This is a genomic window from Paracoccus spongiarum (genome assembly GCF_030732095.1).
Taxonomy (GTDB): Bacteria; Pseudomonadota; Alphaproteobacteria; order Rhodobacterales; family Rhodobacteraceae; genus Paracoccus; species Paracoccus spongiarum.
In genome coordinates this window covers 78,060-94,385 of sequence record NZ_JAVAMQ010000010.1, presented here as the reverse complement: position 1 = coordinate 94,385, position 16,326 = coordinate 78,060, and the positions used below count along the sequence as shown (strand labels likewise).

The window sequence follows — 16,326 nt, the reverse complement described above, 5'->3', positions numbered from 1 at the left end:
GAACTACTTCGCGGCAAGTTCCATGACCCGGACCTGGTCGGCCTCGGCGCGATCCAGAAAGCCGCTGACATGGCCCTCGTGCATGACCATGATCCGGTCCGACATGCCGAGGATCTCGGGCAGTTCGGACGAGATCATCAGCACCGCCACCCCTTCGCCGGCAAGCTGGGTGATCAGGCGGTGAATTTCCGACTTGGCGCCCACGTCGATGCCGCGGGTCGGCTCGTCCAGGATCAGGATCTTCGGCCTGGTCAGCAGCCAGCGCGCGATCAGCAGCTTCTGCTGGTTGCCGCCCGACAGGTTGGCGACCGTCTCGGCAAGGTTCGGGGTCTTGACGCGCAGCTTCTCGGCATATTCCTCGGCCAGCCGGTTCACCTCGCGCTGGTTGACGAAGCCGCGATTGTCCACCTTGCCGGTGCTGAGCAGCGCCACCTGGATGTTCTCGATGCAGTCGAGGTTCAGGAAGCAGCCGGTCTCCTTGCGGTCCTCGGTCAGGAAGGCCATGCCGTGCCGCATCGCGACCGGGGGCGAGGTGATCTCGACCGTCTGGCCCTCGATGACGATCTGGCCCGAGGCGGCGGGGCGGACCCCGAAGATCGCCTCGGCCACGTTCGAGCGCCCCGAGCCGACCAGCCCGGCCACGCCCAGGATCTCGCCCCGGCGCAGTGTGAAGCTGACATCGCGGAACACGCCCGGCAGCGTCAGGTTGCGCACCTCGAGGATCGTCTCGCCGATCTCGCAGTCGATCTTGGGGAACATGTCGGTGATCTGGCGGCCGACCATCATCTTGATGATGTCGTCGCGGGTCACGTCCCTGGCGTCGACCGTCGCGATGTACTTGCCGTCGCGGAAGACCGTCAGTTCGTCCGCGATCTCGAAGAGCTCGTTCATCTTGTGGGTGATGTAGACGATGCCCACCCCCTTGGCCCGCAGGTCGCGGATGATACGGAACAGATGCTCGACCTCGGTTTCGGTGATCGCGCTGGTGGGTTCGTCCATGATCAGCACGTCCGAGTTGAACGACACCGCCTTGGCGATCTCGACCATCTGTTTCTGCGCGACGGTCAGGTCGCCCACCTGCCCGGCCGGGTCCAGCCGGATGTTCAGCTCGTCGAACAGCGCCTGCGTCATGCGCCGCATCTCGCCATGAGCGATCAGCCCGACGCCGTTCTTCGGCTCGCGGCCGATCCAGATGTTCTCGGCCACCGTCATTGTGTTCATCAGGTTCAGTTCCTGATGGATCATCGCGATGCCCGAGTTCAGCGCGTCGATCGGTGTCCTGATGTCCAGCTTGCGCCCGGCAAAGCGGACCTCGCCGCGATCGGGGTTGTAGACGCCGGCGATGATCTTCATCAGCGTCGATTTCCCGGCGCCGTTCTCGCCCATCAGCGCGTGCACCGAGCCGGGCCTGATCTTCAGCTGCACGTCGTCCAGCGCCACGACACCGGGAAATTCCTTGCGGACCCGATCGACCTCGAGGATGTATTCGCCCTCGTAGACGCCGCGCGCCCTGGCGCCCTGACCGTCAAGCATGACTGTTCCTCCCGTTCATGTCCGAAGGCGCCGGGACAGGGTCCCGCCCCGGCGCCGCGCGATCAGTTCTTGTGGTAGTCGGCAAGGTTCGCCGGGGTCACCAGCTCGAACGGAACGTAGATCTTCTGATCGACGGCCTCGCCGCGGGCCAGCTTGACCGCGGCATCCACGGCACCCTGGCCCTGACCGGCAGCGTTCTGGAACACCGTGACGTCCAGATCGCCGGCCTCCATCGCGGCCAGCGCATCGGCGGTGGCGTCGATGCCGGCCACGATCACGTCGTCCATCGCCCGGCCCGAAGTCTTCAGCGCCTGGATCGCGCCGATGGCCATCTCGTCATTGTTCGAGATCAGCGCATCGAACTCCAGCCCGGCCGACAGCCAGTTGGTCATCAGGTCGGTGCCCTGGGTGCGCGACCACATCGCGGTCTGTTCCTCGACGACCTCGATGAAGCCGCACTCGTCGGTGGCGATCACGTCGTGGATGTCCTGGGTGCGCATCCGGGCCGCCTGGTTGGACAATTCGCCCATCATCACCAGCGCCTTGGCGCCCTCGCCGTTGCCGTTTTCCTTCAGCAGGCGGCAGACCTCCCGGGTCTGCAGCGTGCCGGATTCGCGCTCGTCCGAGGCGACGAAGGCCTGGGTCTCGGGCAGGCTGTCGACATTCACCGGCTCGCGGTTGACATAGACCAGCGGGATGCCCGCATCGGCGGCGGCCTGCGACATGGCGACGGTCGCATCGGTGTCGACCGGGTTCACGATGATCGCATCGACGCCCGAAGCCACGAAGTTCTGGATCTGGTTCAGCTGCTTGCCGACATCGTTCTGGGCATCCTCGATCTGCAGCGTGACGCCGTCCAGGCTGCCGGCATAATCCTGCATGCCGTTGCGCAGCACGGTCAGGAAGTTGTCGTCGAACAGCGCCATGGACACGCCGATATTCTCGGCATCGGCGCCGCCGGCCAATCCGGCGACCATCGCGGTCGTCATCAGGAATTTCTTCATCAGGCTCTTCCTCCACTGTCGGCGTCCGGCGCGCCTCTCCCTGTGCCGGAACACGGCGCCGGACAGACCTAGCCTGTCCGCCGGCGGCGGTGTCTTGCGAATTCCGTGTCGATAGGCTGCCGCGGCTCCCGTCCTGCGGCGATGTCGTCAAGATTCCCGAAACGCGCCCTCGGGTCAACGCATTCACGCCCGGGATTCCATCATCCGTGATGCAATCAGCCAGTTTTCCTGATGTAACTACCTCAGGAAATCGCTTTCCGGGGTCAGCACCTCGGCGGGGAAGAAGCGCTGGCCGGGCGTTTCGGCCATGCCGCGTTCCTGGGTGGCGATCATCTGGGCGATCAGATCCGCGGCCAGCGACCGGATCGGCGTCCGCAGGACGATGCTGAGCGTGTGATCCTGAAGCCCGGCCTGCGATTCCGGCGTCAGCTCGTTCACGATCAGCACCACCCGGCCCGCGGCCTTCATCTCGCGCGCGGCCTGGATCGCGCCCTCCATGCCGCCCCCCGCGACATAGAGGCCGACCAGATCGTCGTGCCGGTTCAGCAGGTTCACCGTCGCCTCGTAGGTCAGTTGCCGCGTCTCGAGGTTGATCTGCGTCTCGAGCATCCGGAACTCGGGCGCGGCGTCGCGGAAGAAGCTGCGGAACCCGGTCTCGCGCAGTTCATGGCCGTGAAAGCGCGATCCGCCGATGAACACGCCGACCTTGCCCGGACGTGGCGCCAGTTTCGAGATGAACCACCCCGCGATCCGCCCGACCTTCAGGTTGTTGGTCCCGAAATAGCTTTCGCGGACCCCCTGCGCGAAATCCGACAGCATCGCATAGACTGGGATGCCGGCCGCGCGCAGATCCTGCACCGCCTGCGTGACAAGAGGATGATCCAGCCCGGTCGCCGCGATCGCGTCGACGCGGCCGCGCAGCGACATCAGGATCTCGGCAAGTTCCTCGGGCTGCGAGCTGTCGGCAAAGCGCATGGTCGGCTGCACCCGGCGCAGCGTGCAGGCGCGCGCCTCGGCCTCGAACACCTGCTGCATGTCCTGATAGAAGGCGTGGCGCGGCTTTTGCAGCACGACGCCCAGCTTGAATTCGGGCCGGTCGGCCAGCATCCGGTAGCGGATCGCATTCGCGCCGTGATAGCCGATCTTCTCCGCCGCCTCGTGGACCCGGCGCACCGTCTCCTCGCGCACATTGCTGCGGCCATTCAGGACGCGATCGACCGTCGCGGTGCTGAGGCCCGCGGCCTGGGCCAGATCGGCTATGGTGGGGCGCTTCATCTCGGCTTCACATCACGGACATGATGCGAAACTATCACGCAGAGCCGTCGGTGCCGCAAGCCGTGACTGCGGGGGTGCCGCCCTCAGCCCTGCGCCTGCTCGCGCACCGCGCGGGCCCGGCCATTGGCGTCCAGCGCGACGAAGGTGAAGGTCGCGTCGGTGACCTTTTCGCTCTCTTCCAGGTCGCGCTGGCGCCGCCAGGCCTCGACATGGATCAGCATCGAGGTCCGACCGACCCGGACCAGATCGGCGAACAGCGACACCTCGTCGCCGACCCGGACCGGGCGCAGGAACTTCATCCCCTCGACGGCGATGGTCGCGCTGCGGCACCGCGCGGTCAGCGCCGCGACTGTGCCGGCGGCAAGGTCCATCTGGCTCATCAGCCAGCCCCCGAAGATGTCGCCGGCCGGGTTGGTGTCGGCGGGCATGGCGATGGTGCGGATCGTCGGGCTGTGCGGGGGGGGCAGGTCGGGCATGGCGGGACGGCCTTTCTGTTCCGGGCCTCAAGTGATGCATGCGCGGCGGCACGACGCAAGCAGGCAGTTCTACAGCCAGTTCTTCCAGCGCAGGAAGAACCATGTTCCGACCGAGGTGGCCAGCATCAGCCCCAGCGCGAAAGGATAGCCCCAGGGCTTGTCCAGTTCGGGCATGGCGGTGAAGTTCATGCCGTAGATGCTGGCGATCAGGGTCGGCGGCAGGAACAGGGCGGCGACGACCGACAGGATGCGGACGGTGCTGTTCTGTTCGAGGTTGATCATGCCCAGCGTGGTATCGACGGTCAGGCTGACCCGCGAGGACAGGTAGTCGGCATGCACCTCGAGCGCCTGCACGTCGCGCACCTGGGCGCGCACGACCGGCCGCAGCCGGTCGGCCTCGGGACGGTCGTCGAGGATCGCGGTGTAGAAGGCCAGGATGCGCTCGATGGTCAGCAGGCCGAGGCGCACCCGTGCCATCAGTTCGGCCTCGCGGCCGACCTCGCGCAGGGCCTGCTGCAACCGGTCCGGGCGGCCGCGCGCGTTGCCGGCCGCACCCGAGCGCCGCTCGAACACGCCGGCGCTGGTTTCGTCCAGCACCCGGCCGGAACCTTCGAGGATGTCGGCCAGCCGGGCGATGATCTCTTCAAGCAGGCCGACGAACAGCCGGTCGGGACTGCCGCAGCCCAGGGTCGAGCGTTCGCCGCGATCCGGAAAGGTCATGAAGGGGCGCGGCGAATGGTGACGCACCGTGACCAGCCGCTGCGGGGCGAGGATGAAGCTGACCGGCATCGCCGCGCGCTGCCCGTCGGCCCGTTCGCCGGGCAGCACGGCGGTCATGTAGTCGAAGCCGTCCTCGCGATAGAGGCGGTTCGAGATCTCGATCTCCTCCATCTCGGCCAGCGACGGCACCTCGACGCCAAGGGCGCGCAGTGCCGCGATCTCGCTGTCGGCGGGCTGGATCAGGTCGATCCAGATCGCCTGGCCCAGATCGGCGTCGCGATCCAGGCGGGTCAGGCGTCCCTTGCGCGTGGCATAGGCGTAAAGCATGTGGCGGACTCGCAGTCGGTTCTCCGTCCGGCGGGCTGCGCCGGACCGCGCCATTGGTGCCTGCGCGGCAGGACTTGGCAAGCCCCCTCGCGACGCCGCCCCAAAATGACGAAAGGGCGCCCCAAGGGGCGCCCGTCCGGTATTTGCTCAGACGCTGCGATCAGCGGTCGCGGAAGTAGTCGTCGATCTGGTTGTCGGCCTCTTCCTTCGACCAGCCGTATTTTTCCTGAAGCTTGCCGGCCAGCTTCTCCTTGTTGCCGTCGATCTGGTCAAGCTCGTCATCGGTCAGCTCGCCCCATTTCTCCTTGACCGAGCCGGTCATCTGCTTCCACTTGCCCTGAATGATATCCCAGTTCATTGCGTCCTCCATGAGGTTGTGCGTCCTATGGGCAATGAACGTGCGCGGGGCGGAATGGTTCCGGCAGGCGGGCCGGATCAGCCGACAAGATCGGCAGGAATCCGCCCCTCGTCGAAGGCGATCAGATTGTCCAGCGCGCGCAGGCCCATCCGGGTGCGGACCTCGTCGGTCGCGGTTCCCAGATGTGGCAGCAGCGCGGTGTTGGGCAGGGCCCGCAGCGCCTCGGGCACCTCGGGTTCGGCCTCGTAGACATCCAGCCCGGCACCCGCGATCGCGCCCGACTGAAGCGCCGCGATCAGCGCCGCCTCGTCCACGACATCGCCGCGGGCGATGTTGACCAGATAGCCCTGCGGACCCAGAGCCTGCAGTTCCGCGGCGCCGATCATGTGGCGCGTGCCGGCCCCGCCCGGAACGGCGACCACCGCCACGTCGCAGGCGGCCAGCGTCTCGGCCAGGGACGGCATCTGCCGGGCCGGGATGTCCAGCGACGAGACGGTCGAGCGGTTGTGGAACACCACCCGCATCCCGAAGCCCAGGTGACAGCGCCGCGCGACCTCCTTGCCGATCCGGCCCATGCCGATGATCCCGACCGTCGCGCCGGTGACATGCGCGCCCAGGAACTGGGTCGGCGTCCAGCCCGTCCAGCCGCCGGCCCGCAGGATCGCCTCGCCCTCGCTGGCCCGGCGCATGACCATCAGGATCAGCGTCAGCGCGATGTCGGCGGTGACGTCGGTCACGACATCGGGGGTGTTGCTGACACCGATGCCGGCGCGGCGCGCCGCGGCCACGTCGATGTGGTTGTAGCCCGCCCCGAAATTCGCGAGGAACCGGCAGCGCAGCCCCGCGCCCGCGAAGGCCTCGGCGGTGAAGCGGTCGCCCAGTGTCGGAATGATCGCGTCATAATCGCGCAGAGCCTGCGCCGCGTCCGCGGCCGTCAGGGGCGCCGCGTCGCGGAATTCGGCCTGAAAGCGCGCCGAGATCGCCGCCGTGGCCCGGTCGGTCATGTGGCGTGTGACCAGAAGCTTCATCAATACATCCTCCCGCCGTTCGGAACCTGCGTGTCGGGCGCGATCAGAACCACCTCGCCCTCGGCGTCGGGCACGCCCAGCACCAGAACCTCGGACATCACCGGTCCGATCTGGCGCGGCGGAAAGTTCGCCACGCACAGCACCTGCCGGCCGGCCAGTTCCTCGGGCCGGTAATGCCGGGTCAGCTGGGCCGAGGACTTGCGCTCGCCCAGATCGCCCAGGTCCAGCCACAGCCGGATCGCGGGCTTGCGCGCCTCGGGAAAGGGCTCGGCCCGGATGATCGTGGCCACCCGGATATCGACCTTCAGGAAGTCGTCGAAGCCGATGGTCACGACCCGCCCCTGTCCGCCGCGCGGCCCAGTTCGCGGCCGCGTTCGGTGGCGGCGGCAACGGTGCGCGCCATCAGCGGCGGCAGGCCGGTGCCTTCGTCCATCAGCACCTTCAGCCCGGCCGCGGTGGTGCCGCCCGGCGATGTCACGTTCTCGCGCAGGACCGCCGGGTCCTCGTCGGCGTCGACGGCCTGCGCGCCGGCCCCGGCCACCGTCATCCGCGCCAGTTCAAGCGCCAGCGCCGGCGCCAGCCCCTGCGCCTCGCCCGCCCGGGCCATCGCCTCGATCATGTGAAAGACATAGGCCGGGCCGCTGCCCGACAGGCCGGTGACGGCGTCCATCTGATCCTCGTGATCCAGCCGCACCACCCGCCCGACCGCCCGCATCAGCGCCTCGGCCAGGTCCAGATCGGCCGCGCCCGCCCGCGCATTGCCGATCATGGCCGATATACCCTGCCCGATCGCCGCCGGCGTGTTGGGCATGACGCGCACGATCGCCGCGCCCGGAAACGCCGCCTCGTAGGTGGCGATCGTGGTCCCCGCCGCGACCGATATCACCAGCGTGTCGCCCAGCCGCGGCACCCCGCCAAGCGCCCCGGCCATCATCTGCGGCTTGACCGCCAGCACCAGCACGGCCGGATCCGCGGGCAGCGGGGCGTTCAGGCGCAGTCCCCTGTCGTGCCATTCGGGGGCCACGCGCGGGTCGATGACGGTGACAGCGCCGGGTTCCAGACCTCGTGCCAGCCATCCGCGCAGCATCGCGCCGCCCATCCGGCCACAGCCGACCAGCACCAGACCGCGCGCATTGATCCCGTCGAAATCGTGCATTGCCCCCTCCTTGCATGGCACCGCATGGCTTGGGGGCACCGCCCCTCAGGCTCGTCCGTAGGCCTCGCCCAGGGCGATGTCCAGTGCCGCGGCCGGCGCGGTGTTGCCCCAGCCGACCAGCTGGAACGAGGGGTAGAAGCGTTCGCAGCCGATCAGCGCATTGCCGATCATCTGGTCGACCTGCTCGGCCGAGGCGACGGCATCGCCCGCCAGCACCAGCCCGTAGCGCCAGACCATCAGCCGCTGCTGCGCCCAGAAGGTGAACCCGCCATCCCAGACCTGGTCATTGGCAAGGTTCAGCGTCTCGTAGATCAGCGGCAGCCGGTCGGCGGGGGGATCCATGTCGAAGGTGCAGATCAGCCGCAGAACCTCTTCGCGCGCAGACCATGCCAGCGTCAGCGAATAGCTGCGCCACTGGCCCTCGACCACCATCGCGATCTGGTCGTCGGCCAGACGGTCGAAATCCCATTCGTGATGCGCGGCCACCGCCTCGACGATGTCGATCGGGTGGATCTCGCTGCTGGCGATGAAGTGATCCGTCTGTGCCATGCCTGTCCTGCCTCTTGCGGGTGCGAGTCTGACGCCGCTAACCCTTGGTGGCGATACAACACCGGGCATGGGTGCCCGAATGTTCTCACCACATATCGTGGGGTCGAATCCCGCAACTGTAAAGCGAAAATTCGTTAACGCATTGCGCGGAAAGCCCCCTCGGCCTACCAGATCAGGCAGGGACGCAGGCGGGGGACACAAGATGCGCCGTGACCATGGCGGAGACATCGACGCGGCAGCGGCGCGATTCGGCGCCGGCGACTGGATCGACCTGTCGACCGGCATCAACCGCAGGCCCTGGCCGGTTCCGGGGCTGCCGGCCTTGGCCTGGCGTGCCCTGCCGACCTCCGCAGGCGCGCAGGCGCTCACACGGGTTGCCGCCGCGTGGTTCGGCTGTGTGCCCGCGCATGTGCTGCCCGTGCCGGGGGCCAGCGCCGCCATCCAGCTGATCCCGCGCCTGCTGCCGCGCGGGCGCGCCGCGGTGCTGTGGCCCAGCTACAACGAACACGGCGCCAGCCTGCGCGCGGCAGGCTGGCAGGTCACCGATACACGCGATCCCGCCCAGATGGCCGGAGCGGATCTGGCGGTCGTCGTCAATCCCAACAACCCGGACGGCCGCGACTGGACGCCTGCAACGCTTGCGGCGCTGGCCGCGCAGGTCGGGCATCTGGTCGTTGACGAGAGCTTCGCGGATGCGCGCCCCGACCTGTCCCTGGCCGGATCGGCACCCGGCAACTGCGTGATCCTGCGCAGCTTCGGCAAGTTCTGGGGCCTTGCCGGGCTTCGGCTGGGCTTCGTCATCGCCGCGCCGGACCTGCTGGCGAGGCTGGCCGAGGCGACCGGACCCTGGGCGGTCAGCGGCCCGGCGCTGGCGGTCGGCAGCGCCGCGATGGCGGACCTTGCCTGGGCCGACGCGACCGTCGTCTACCATGCCGAGGCCGGGCTGCGGCTGGACCGGATGGCGCTGCGGGCGGGCTGGCAGCCGGCGGGCGGCACGCATCTGTTCCGCCTCTACGACACCGCCGATGCCACGATCGCGCAGGAAAGGCTTGCCCGACATCACATCTGGACCCGGCGCTTTCCCTACTCGCCGGGCTGGCTGCGTCTTGGCGTGCCCGGAAACCGGCCGGAATGGGATCGGCTGGGCGCCGCACTGACCGTCCGATAGGCAAGGCCGGCCGGATGGGCGGCGGCGGCTTTGCCCGACTTTCCCGCTCGCACCGTGTTCCACAAGATGTAAGGTGACCAGAACAGCAAGAAAGGCGGGACGGTTACACCATGTCGATCAAGGCCAGCATCTATCACCTGACCCATTACCAATATGACCGCCCCGTCAGCCTGGGACCGCAGATCATCCGCCTCAGACCCGCGCCGCATTCGCGCACCCGCGTCATCTCGCATTCGCTGAAGGTCGCGCCCGAGGGGCATTTCGTGAACCATCAGCAGGATCCCTTCGGCAACTGGCTGGCCCGCTTCGTCTTTCCCGAACCGGTGCGCGAGCTGAAGATCGAGGTCGATCTGGTCGCCGACATGTCGGTCTACAACCCGTTTGACTTCTTCGTCGAGGAAAGCGCCGAGACATGGCCCTTCGACTATGCGCCGGAACTGGCCGAGGAACTGGTGCCCTATCGCCAGGTCGAGCCGGCAGGCCCGCTGCTGCGCAAGCTGCTGGACAGCATCCCGCGCGACAAGACCCGCACCGTCGATTTCGTGGTGAACCTGAACGCCCGCATCGCCGGCGGGACCGGCTACACGATCCGCATGGAGCCGGGCGTCCAGACCCCCGAGGAGACGCTGGCCCTGAAAAGCGGCTCATGCCGGGATTCCAGCTGGCTTCTGGTCAACGCCCTGCGCCATCTGGGCTTTGCCGCGCGATTCGTCTCGGGCTACCTGATCCAGCTGAAGCCCGATCTGAAGGCGCTGGACGGGCCTTCGGGCACCGAGGTCGATTTCACCGACCTGCATGCCTGGGCCGAGGTCTACCTGCCCGGTGCCGGATGGATCGGACTTGACCCGACCTCGGGCCTGCTGACCGGCGAAAGCCACATTCCGCTGGCCGCCGCGCCGCATTACCGGTCCTGCGCGCCGATCAGCGGCGCGGCCAGCTTTGCCGAGGTCGATTTCAACTTCGACATGCAGGTGCGCCGCGTGGCCGAGCATCCGCGCATCACCAAGCCGTTCAGCGACGAGGCCTGGCACGAGCTGGACAAGCTGGGCCACAAGGTCGATGCGGCGCTGCGCGAGGGCGATGTGCGGCTGACCATGGGCGGCGAGCCGACCTTCGTGTCGATCGACGATTTCGAAAGCGAGGAATGGAACACGGCCGCGGTCGGCCCGACCAAGCGGGTCCTGGCCGACAGGCTGGTGCGCAGGCTGCGCAGCCGCTTCGCGCCCAACGGCTTCCTGCATTACGGTCAGGGCAAGTGGTATCCCGGCGAGACGCTTCCACGCTGGACCTTCTCTCTCTACTGGCGCAGCGACGGCCAGCCGGTCTGGCAGAACCCCGACCTGATCGCGCAGGAGGCCGATCAGGGACAGGCCACCACGCTGGACGCGCAGGAACTGCTGCGCGAGATGGCGGCCGAGCTTGAGGTCGATCCCGATTACGTCCTGCCCGCCTATGAGGACCCGGCGGAATGGCTGGTCAAGGAGGCGAACCTGCCGGCCAATGTCACGCCCGAGAATTCGAAGCTGGAGGACCCCGAGGCCCGCCACCGGATCGCCACAGTCTTCGACCGCGGGCTGACGACGCCAACGGGCTTCGTGCTGCCGGTGCAGGCCTGGCAGTCGAAATCGCACCGCCGCTGGTTCTCGGAACGCTGGAACCTGCGCCGGGGCCATGTGTTCCTGGTGCCGGGGGACAGCCCGGTGGGGTATCGGCTGCCGCTGAACTCGCTGCCCTGGCTGTCGCCGTCGGTCTATCCCTACATCAACCCCACGGATCCCACGGTCGAGCGTGCGCCCCTGCCCCAGCCCGCGCCGATCCCGGCGGCGCGCAAGTCGCAGCCGATGGCCAGCTTCGTGGCCGGCGGTCCGGTGCAGCAGGTCGTGCCGCAGGCGGTCGCCTCCGGCGAGGCCGACCTGCTGGGCATGGTCCGCACCGCCCTGTCGGTCGAGCCGAAATCGGGCCGGCTTTGCGTCTTCATGCCGCCGGTCGCGACGCTTGAAGAATATCTGGACCTGCTGCGCGCGGTCGAGGCCGCGGCCCTGCGGCTGAAGCTGAAGGTGCATGTCGAGGGCTACGGCCCGCCCCATGATCCGCGCCTGAACGTGATCCGCGTGGCGCCGGACCCCGGCGTGATCGAGGTGAACGTGCATCCCGCCCGCAGCTGGCAGGAATGCGTCGAGATCACGCAGGGCGTCTATGACGAGGCACGCCAGACCCGGCTGGGCGCCGAGAAGTTCATGATCGACGGCAAGCACACCGGGACCGGTGGCGGCAATCACGTCGTGGTCGGCGGCGCCACCACCAATGACAGCCCGTTCCTGCGCCGGCCCGACCTGCTGGCCAGCCTGATCCTGCACTGGAACCGGCACCCCTCGCTCAGCTATCTGTTCTCGGGGTTGTTCATCGGCCCGACCAGCCAGGCCCCGCGCATCGACGAGGCCCGCCATGACAGCCTGTACGAACTGGAGATCGCGCTGGCGCAGATCCCCGCGCCGGGTCAGGGCAATCCGCCCCTGCCCTGGCTGACCGACCGGTTGCTGCGCAACATCCTGACCGATGTGACCGGCAACACCCACCGCGCCGAAATCTGCATCGACAAGCTGTATTCCCCCGACGGCCCGACCGGCCGGCTTGGCCTCGTCGAGTTCAGGGGCTTCGAGATGCCGCCCGACGCGCGGATGAGCCTGGCACAGCAATTGCTGCTGCGGGCGCTGATCGCGCGGTTCTGGTCCTCGCCGCTTCGGGGCGATCTGACCCGCTGGGGCACGGCGCTGCATGACCGTTTCATGCTGCCGCAGTTCGTCTGGGCGGATTTCTGCGACGTGCTGCAGGACCTGCGGCTGCACGGCTTCCCGATGCAGCAGGAATGGTTCAAGGCGCAGGCCGAATTCCGGTTCCCCTTCTGTGGCGAGACCGAGGTCGAGGGCGTGCACCTGGAACTGCGGCAGGCGCTGGAGCCGTGGCATGTGCTGGGCGAGACCGGCGCGCTTGGCGGCACGGTGCGCTATACCGACAGTTCGACCGAACGGTTGCAGGTCAAGCTGTCGGCGCCCGATCCCAGCCGCTATCAGGTGCTGTGCAACGGCCGCGCGGTGCCGCTGTGCGACATCGGCGCGGGCGAGGCGGTCGCCGGCGTGCGCTTCAAGGCCTGGCAGGCGGCCTCGGCCATGCATCCGGTGGTGCCGGTCGATGCGCCGCTGACCTTCGACATCTTCGACACCTGGTCGCGCCGGCCGCTGGGCGGCTGCGTCTACCACGTCGCCCACCCCGGAGGACGCAACTACGAGACCTTCCCGGTGAATGGCAACGAGGCCGAGGCGCGGCGCCTGGCGCGGTTCAGCGCGCATGGCCACCGGCCCGGCGCGATCCACACCGTGCATGCAGAGCGGGTCAGCCGCGAATTTCCCATGACGCTGGACCTGCGCCGGCATCTCGGGGTCTAGGGCGCCATGACGGGCGACGGCGCGGCGCAGATGACGGGGGCCGGGGCGGGCCTCGACGGGTATCGCCCCCTGCCGGGCGTCCCGGACGAGCTGCTGGATGTCGCCGGGCGGGTCAGGCCGATCTGGACCTCGCTGGCCGGGCATCTGGGCAGCCTGTCGCCGTCGGAACTGGCCGGCCACCTGGCGCGCGCCGACCGCTATCTGCGCGACAGCGGCGTGTTCTACCGCCAGTATGGCGGCGTCCAGCCCAGCGACCGCCCCTGGCCCTTCAGCCATGTTCCGGTGCTGCTGGACCAGCAGGACTGGTCGGCGATCTCGGCCGCGCTGGTCCAGCGCGCCGACCTGCTGGAGGCGGTGATGGCCGACCTCTACGGCCCGAACCGGCTGGTCGCGTCGGGACGGCTGCCGCCGGCACTGGTGGCGGGCAATCCCGGCTGGCTGCGCCCGATGGTCGGCATCCGGCCGCGATCGGGCCATCACCTGCATTTCCTCGCCTTCGAACTGGGCCGGGGGCCGGACGGCAAGTGGTGGGTGCTGGCCGACCGCACGCAGGCACCCTCGGGGGCGGGCTATGCGCTGGAAAACCGCGTCGCCACCGCGCGCGCCTTTTCGGGCCTTTTTGCCCAGGAGAACGTGCATCGGCTGGCCGGCTTCTTCCGCGATTTCCGCGATGCGCTGCTGGCCGGCCGGCAGGATCGCGACAGCCGCGTGGCGATCCTGACCCCCGGCCCCCTGAACGAGACCTATTTCGAACACGCCTACATCGCCCGATACCTGGGCTTCACGCTGGTGCAGGGCGAGGACCTGAACGTGTCCGAGGGCCGGCTGATGGTGCGCACGGTCGCCGGGATGCGCCCGGTCGAGGTGCTGTGGCGCCGACTGGACGGCGGCTATGCCGACCCGCTGGAACTGGACGCGACCTCGCGGATCGGCACGCCGGGAATGGTGGCGGCGCTGCGCGCCGGATCGCTGACCATGGTGAACGCGCTGGGGTCGGGGGTACTCGAGGCGCGGGCGATGATGGCCTTCCTGCCGAAGCTGGCGCCGCATCTGCTGGGCGCGCCGCTGGCGATGCCGAACATCGCGACCTGGTGGTGCGGCGACGCGACCGCGCGCAGCGCCGTGCTGGCAGCGCCCGAACGGATGATCCTCGGCGACGCGCTGGACACAGGCATGCCGATGGACCAGCGCAGCGATGCGATCCGGGCCGCCACGATGAGCACCGCCGAACTCGCCCGCCGCCTGCAACCGCAGGGCGCGGGCCTTGTCGCGCAAGAGGCGGTGACGCTGTCCACCACGCCGACGCTGGTGGCAGGGCGGCTGATGCCGCGGCCGATGACGCTGCGGGTGTTTCTGGCGCGCACGGCGACCGGCTGGACGGTCATGCCGGGCGGCTTCGCCCGCATCGGGGCGACCCCCGATCCCGCCGCGATCGCGATGCAGATGGGCGGCAGCGCCGCCGATGTCTGGGTAGTCAGCCCCGATCCGGTGCCGGCGGTCAGCATGGTTACGGCCTATGGCGCGGCGCAGCGCCGCCCCAGCCCAAGCGCGCTGCCCGCCCGCGCTGCCGACAACCTGTTCTGGCTGGGTCGCTATGTCGAGCGCAGCGAGGGGATCGTGCGGCTGCTGCGGGCCTATCACACGCGGCTGGCCGAGGCGGGCGCGGCCAGTGCGCCGCTGCTGGCGGCGATGACTCCGCTTTTCGACCGCAATGGCGTCAAGCCGGGACAGGGGGTCCCGCAAGCCCTGCTGGACAGCCTGGAGGCCGCGATCAGCAGCGCCGGGCAGGTGCGCGACCGGTTCTCGCCCGATGCGTGGTCGGCGCTGGACGATGTCAATCGCAGCGCCCGGCGCATGGCGTTGCGGGTCGCGCCGGGCGATGATTCGGCCCGCGCACTCAGCGCGCTGTTGCGCAAGCTGGCGGGCATCTCGGGCCTCGTGCACGAGAACATGTACCGCTTTGTCGGCTGGCGCTTTCTCAGCATCGGCAGGCTGCACGAACGCGCGATGGGCATTTCGACCGCGCTGGCGGTGCTGGCCGACCCGGACGCGCCCGAAGGCTCGCTGGATCTTGCGATCGAGCTGGGCGACAGCGTGCTGACCCATCGCCGCCGCTACAACGCCACCGCCAGCCGCGACTCGGTGATCGACCTGCTGGCGCTGGACCCGCTGAACCCGCGTGCGCTGCGCCACCAGATCGACGGGCTGCGCGACCAGATCGACATGCTGCCCGCCGCCAACGAACACGGCGCGTTGTCGCCACTGGCGCGCGAGGTGCTGCGCCTTCACGCCGAACTTGCCACCGCCGATCCGGCGCAGATGACGACCGAACAGCTGTGGTCGGTCCAGATGCGCATCGGCGAACTGTCCGATCTTCTCACAACGGCCTATTTCATCTGATGCGCTATCGCCTGCGCCTGACCATCCGCCACGACTTCCGCCGCCCGATCGGCGCCGGGCGGCAATTGCTGCGCATCTGCCCGCGCGACATCCCCGGCCTTCAACAGGTCCTGCGCTGCCACGTCGCGGCCGATCCCGAACCGCTGGAAGAGGCGTGGTTTCGCGACTTCTTCGGCAACGAGGTGATAGAACTGGTGCTGCCCGCGGGGCTGTCCAGCCTGCGCTTCGACATGACGGCGCAGATCCTTCGCCATTCGACCAGCAGCAGCCTCGACCTGTCCGCGCCGCTGCCGCGGCTGGGCGAGGAACTGGCCGAAATCACCGATCTGGGCCCGGATTCGCCGCATCACTTCCTGGCCGCATCGCCCCACATCCCGGCCGTGCCCGAGATCACGGCCTTCGCCGCGCGCAGCAGCCGGGACGCCGGCACCGCCTGTGCCGCGGTCGAGCAACTGGGCCATGCCCTGCACCGGATCATGCGCTTCGATCCCGAGGCGACCGAGGTCGACACGCCGATCGCCACGGCCTTTGCCGGACGGCACGGGGTCTGCCAGGATTTCTCGCAGATCATGATCGCCGCGCTGCGCAGCCTCGGCATTCCTGCCGCCTATGTGTCAGGCTTTCTGCGGACCCTGCCGCCGCCGGGCCGACCGCGCCTCGAGGGGGCGGACGCCATGCATGCCTGGGTGCGTGCCTGGACCGGGATCGAGGCCGGCTGGGTCGAGTTCGATCCGACGAACGCCTGCTTCGTGTCTGCCGATCACGTCACCATCGGCTATGGCCGCGACTATTCCGACACCGCGCCGGTGACCGGCATGATGCGGCTGGTCGGATCGCAGACCGGGACGCACAGTGTCGATCTGGTCGAGGAGGCCGGCTGACCGGCGCC

Annotated in this window: 14 protein-coding genes; 4 read left to right on the top strand and 10 right to left on the bottom strand. The window is 68.7% G+C overall.

Annotated elements, in window-relative coordinates; all coding sequences use genetic code 11:
* Positions 1–3 precede the first annotated feature (3 nt).
* The 10 genes from Q5Y72_RS12195 to Q5Y72_RS12150 form a co-directional block, all read right to left on the bottom strand.
* A complete protein-coding gene (locus Q5Y72_RS12195; protein ID WP_305963701.1) occupies positions 4–1,533 on the bottom strand; it encodes a sugar ABC transporter ATP-binding protein in 1,530 nt (509 codons plus the stop codon).
* Between the two features lie 62 nt (positions 1,534–1,595).
* Positions 1,596–2,537, bottom strand: coding sequence for a sugar ABC transporter substrate-binding protein (locus tag Q5Y72_RS12190; protein ID WP_305963700.1), 942 nt, complete (start codon positions 2,535–2,537; stop codon positions 1,596–1,598).
* Positions 2,538–2,774: 237 nt separating this feature from the next.
* Positions 2,775–3,812: a LacI family DNA-binding transcriptional regulator gene (locus Q5Y72_RS12185; RefSeq protein ID WP_305963699.1), complete on the bottom strand. Its 1,038-nt coding sequence runs from the start codon at positions 3,810–3,812 to the stop codon at positions 2,775–2,777.
* A gap of 83 nt (positions 3,813–3,895) precedes the next feature.
* Complete coding sequence (locus Q5Y72_RS12180) at positions 3,896–4,288, bottom strand: acyl-CoA thioesterase (RefSeq protein ID WP_305963698.1); 393 nt, start codon at positions 4,286–4,288, stop codon at positions 3,896–3,898.
* Positions 4,289–4,357: 69 nt separating this feature from the next.
* The gene (locus Q5Y72_RS12175; protein WP_305963697.1) at positions 4,358–5,335 is read right to left on the bottom strand and encodes a magnesium transporter CorA family protein; all 978 of its coding nucleotides are present in this window, start codon (positions 5,333–5,335) and stop codon (positions 4,358–4,360) included.
* A 160-nt stretch (positions 5,336–5,495) separates the two neighbouring features.
* Positions 5,496–5,693 carry a CsbD family protein gene (locus Q5Y72_RS12170; RefSeq protein WP_305963696.1) on the bottom strand — a complete coding sequence of 66 codons (198 nt, stop codon included), beginning with the start codon at positions 5,691–5,693 and terminating at the stop codon, positions 5,496–5,498.
* Between the two features lie 77 nt (positions 5,694–5,770).
* On the bottom strand, positions 5,771–6,721 hold the full coding sequence (locus Q5Y72_RS12165) for a 2-hydroxyacid dehydrogenase (RefSeq protein ID WP_305963695.1): 951 nt from the start codon (positions 6,719–6,721) through the stop codon (positions 5,771–5,773).
* The gene (locus Q5Y72_RS12160) at positions 6,721–7,053 is read right to left on the bottom strand and encodes a tRNA-binding protein (RefSeq protein ID WP_305963694.1); all 333 of its coding nucleotides are present in this window, start codon (positions 7,051–7,053) and stop codon (positions 6,721–6,723) included. Before Q5Y72_RS12160 ends, Q5Y72_RS12165 begins: the two co-directional genes overlap by 1 nt.
* Positions 7,050–7,877, bottom strand: a complete 828-nt coding sequence (gene proC, locus Q5Y72_RS12155) for a pyrroline-5-carboxylate reductase (protein WP_305963693.1) — start codon at positions 7,875–7,877, stop codon at positions 7,050–7,052. The genes Q5Y72_RS12160 and proC overlap by 4 nt, the downstream gene beginning before the upstream one ends.
* A gap of 45 nt (positions 7,878–7,922) precedes the next feature.
* Positions 7,923–8,426 carry a type III secretion system chaperone family protein gene (locus Q5Y72_RS12150; protein ID WP_305963692.1) on the bottom strand — a complete coding sequence of 168 codons (504 nt, stop codon included), beginning with the start codon at positions 8,424–8,426 and terminating at the stop codon, positions 7,923–7,925.
* A 202-nt stretch (positions 8,427–8,628) separates the two neighbouring features.
* Between Q5Y72_RS12150 and cobD the strand changes: the two genes are divergently transcribed.
* The 4 genes from cobD (at position 8,629) to Q5Y72_RS12130 (ending at position 16,318) form a co-directional block, all read left to right on the top strand.
* Positions 8,629–9,594: a threonine-phosphate decarboxylase CobD gene (gene cobD, locus Q5Y72_RS12145; RefSeq protein ID WP_305963691.1), complete on the top strand. Its 966-nt coding sequence runs from the start codon at positions 8,629–8,631 to the stop codon at positions 9,592–9,594.
* A 110-nt stretch (positions 9,595–9,704) separates the two neighbouring features.
* A complete protein-coding gene (locus Q5Y72_RS12140; RefSeq protein WP_305963690.1) occupies positions 9,705–13,037 on the top strand; it encodes a transglutaminase family protein in 3,333 nt (1,110 codons plus the stop codon).
* Positions 13,038–13,043: 6 nt separating this feature from the next.
* The gene (locus Q5Y72_RS12135) at positions 13,044–15,437 is read left to right on the top strand and encodes a circularly permuted type 2 ATP-grasp protein (protein WP_305963689.1); all 2,394 of its coding nucleotides are present in this window, start codon (positions 13,044–13,046) and stop codon (positions 15,435–15,437) included.
* Positions 15,437–16,318 (top strand): transglutaminase family protein, encoded by an 882-nt coding sequence (locus Q5Y72_RS12130; RefSeq protein ID WP_305963688.1) that lies wholly within the window; start codon positions 15,437–15,439, stop codon positions 16,316–16,318. Before Q5Y72_RS12135 ends, Q5Y72_RS12130 begins: the two co-directional genes overlap by 1 nt.
* Positions 16,319–16,326 lie beyond the last annotated feature (8 nt).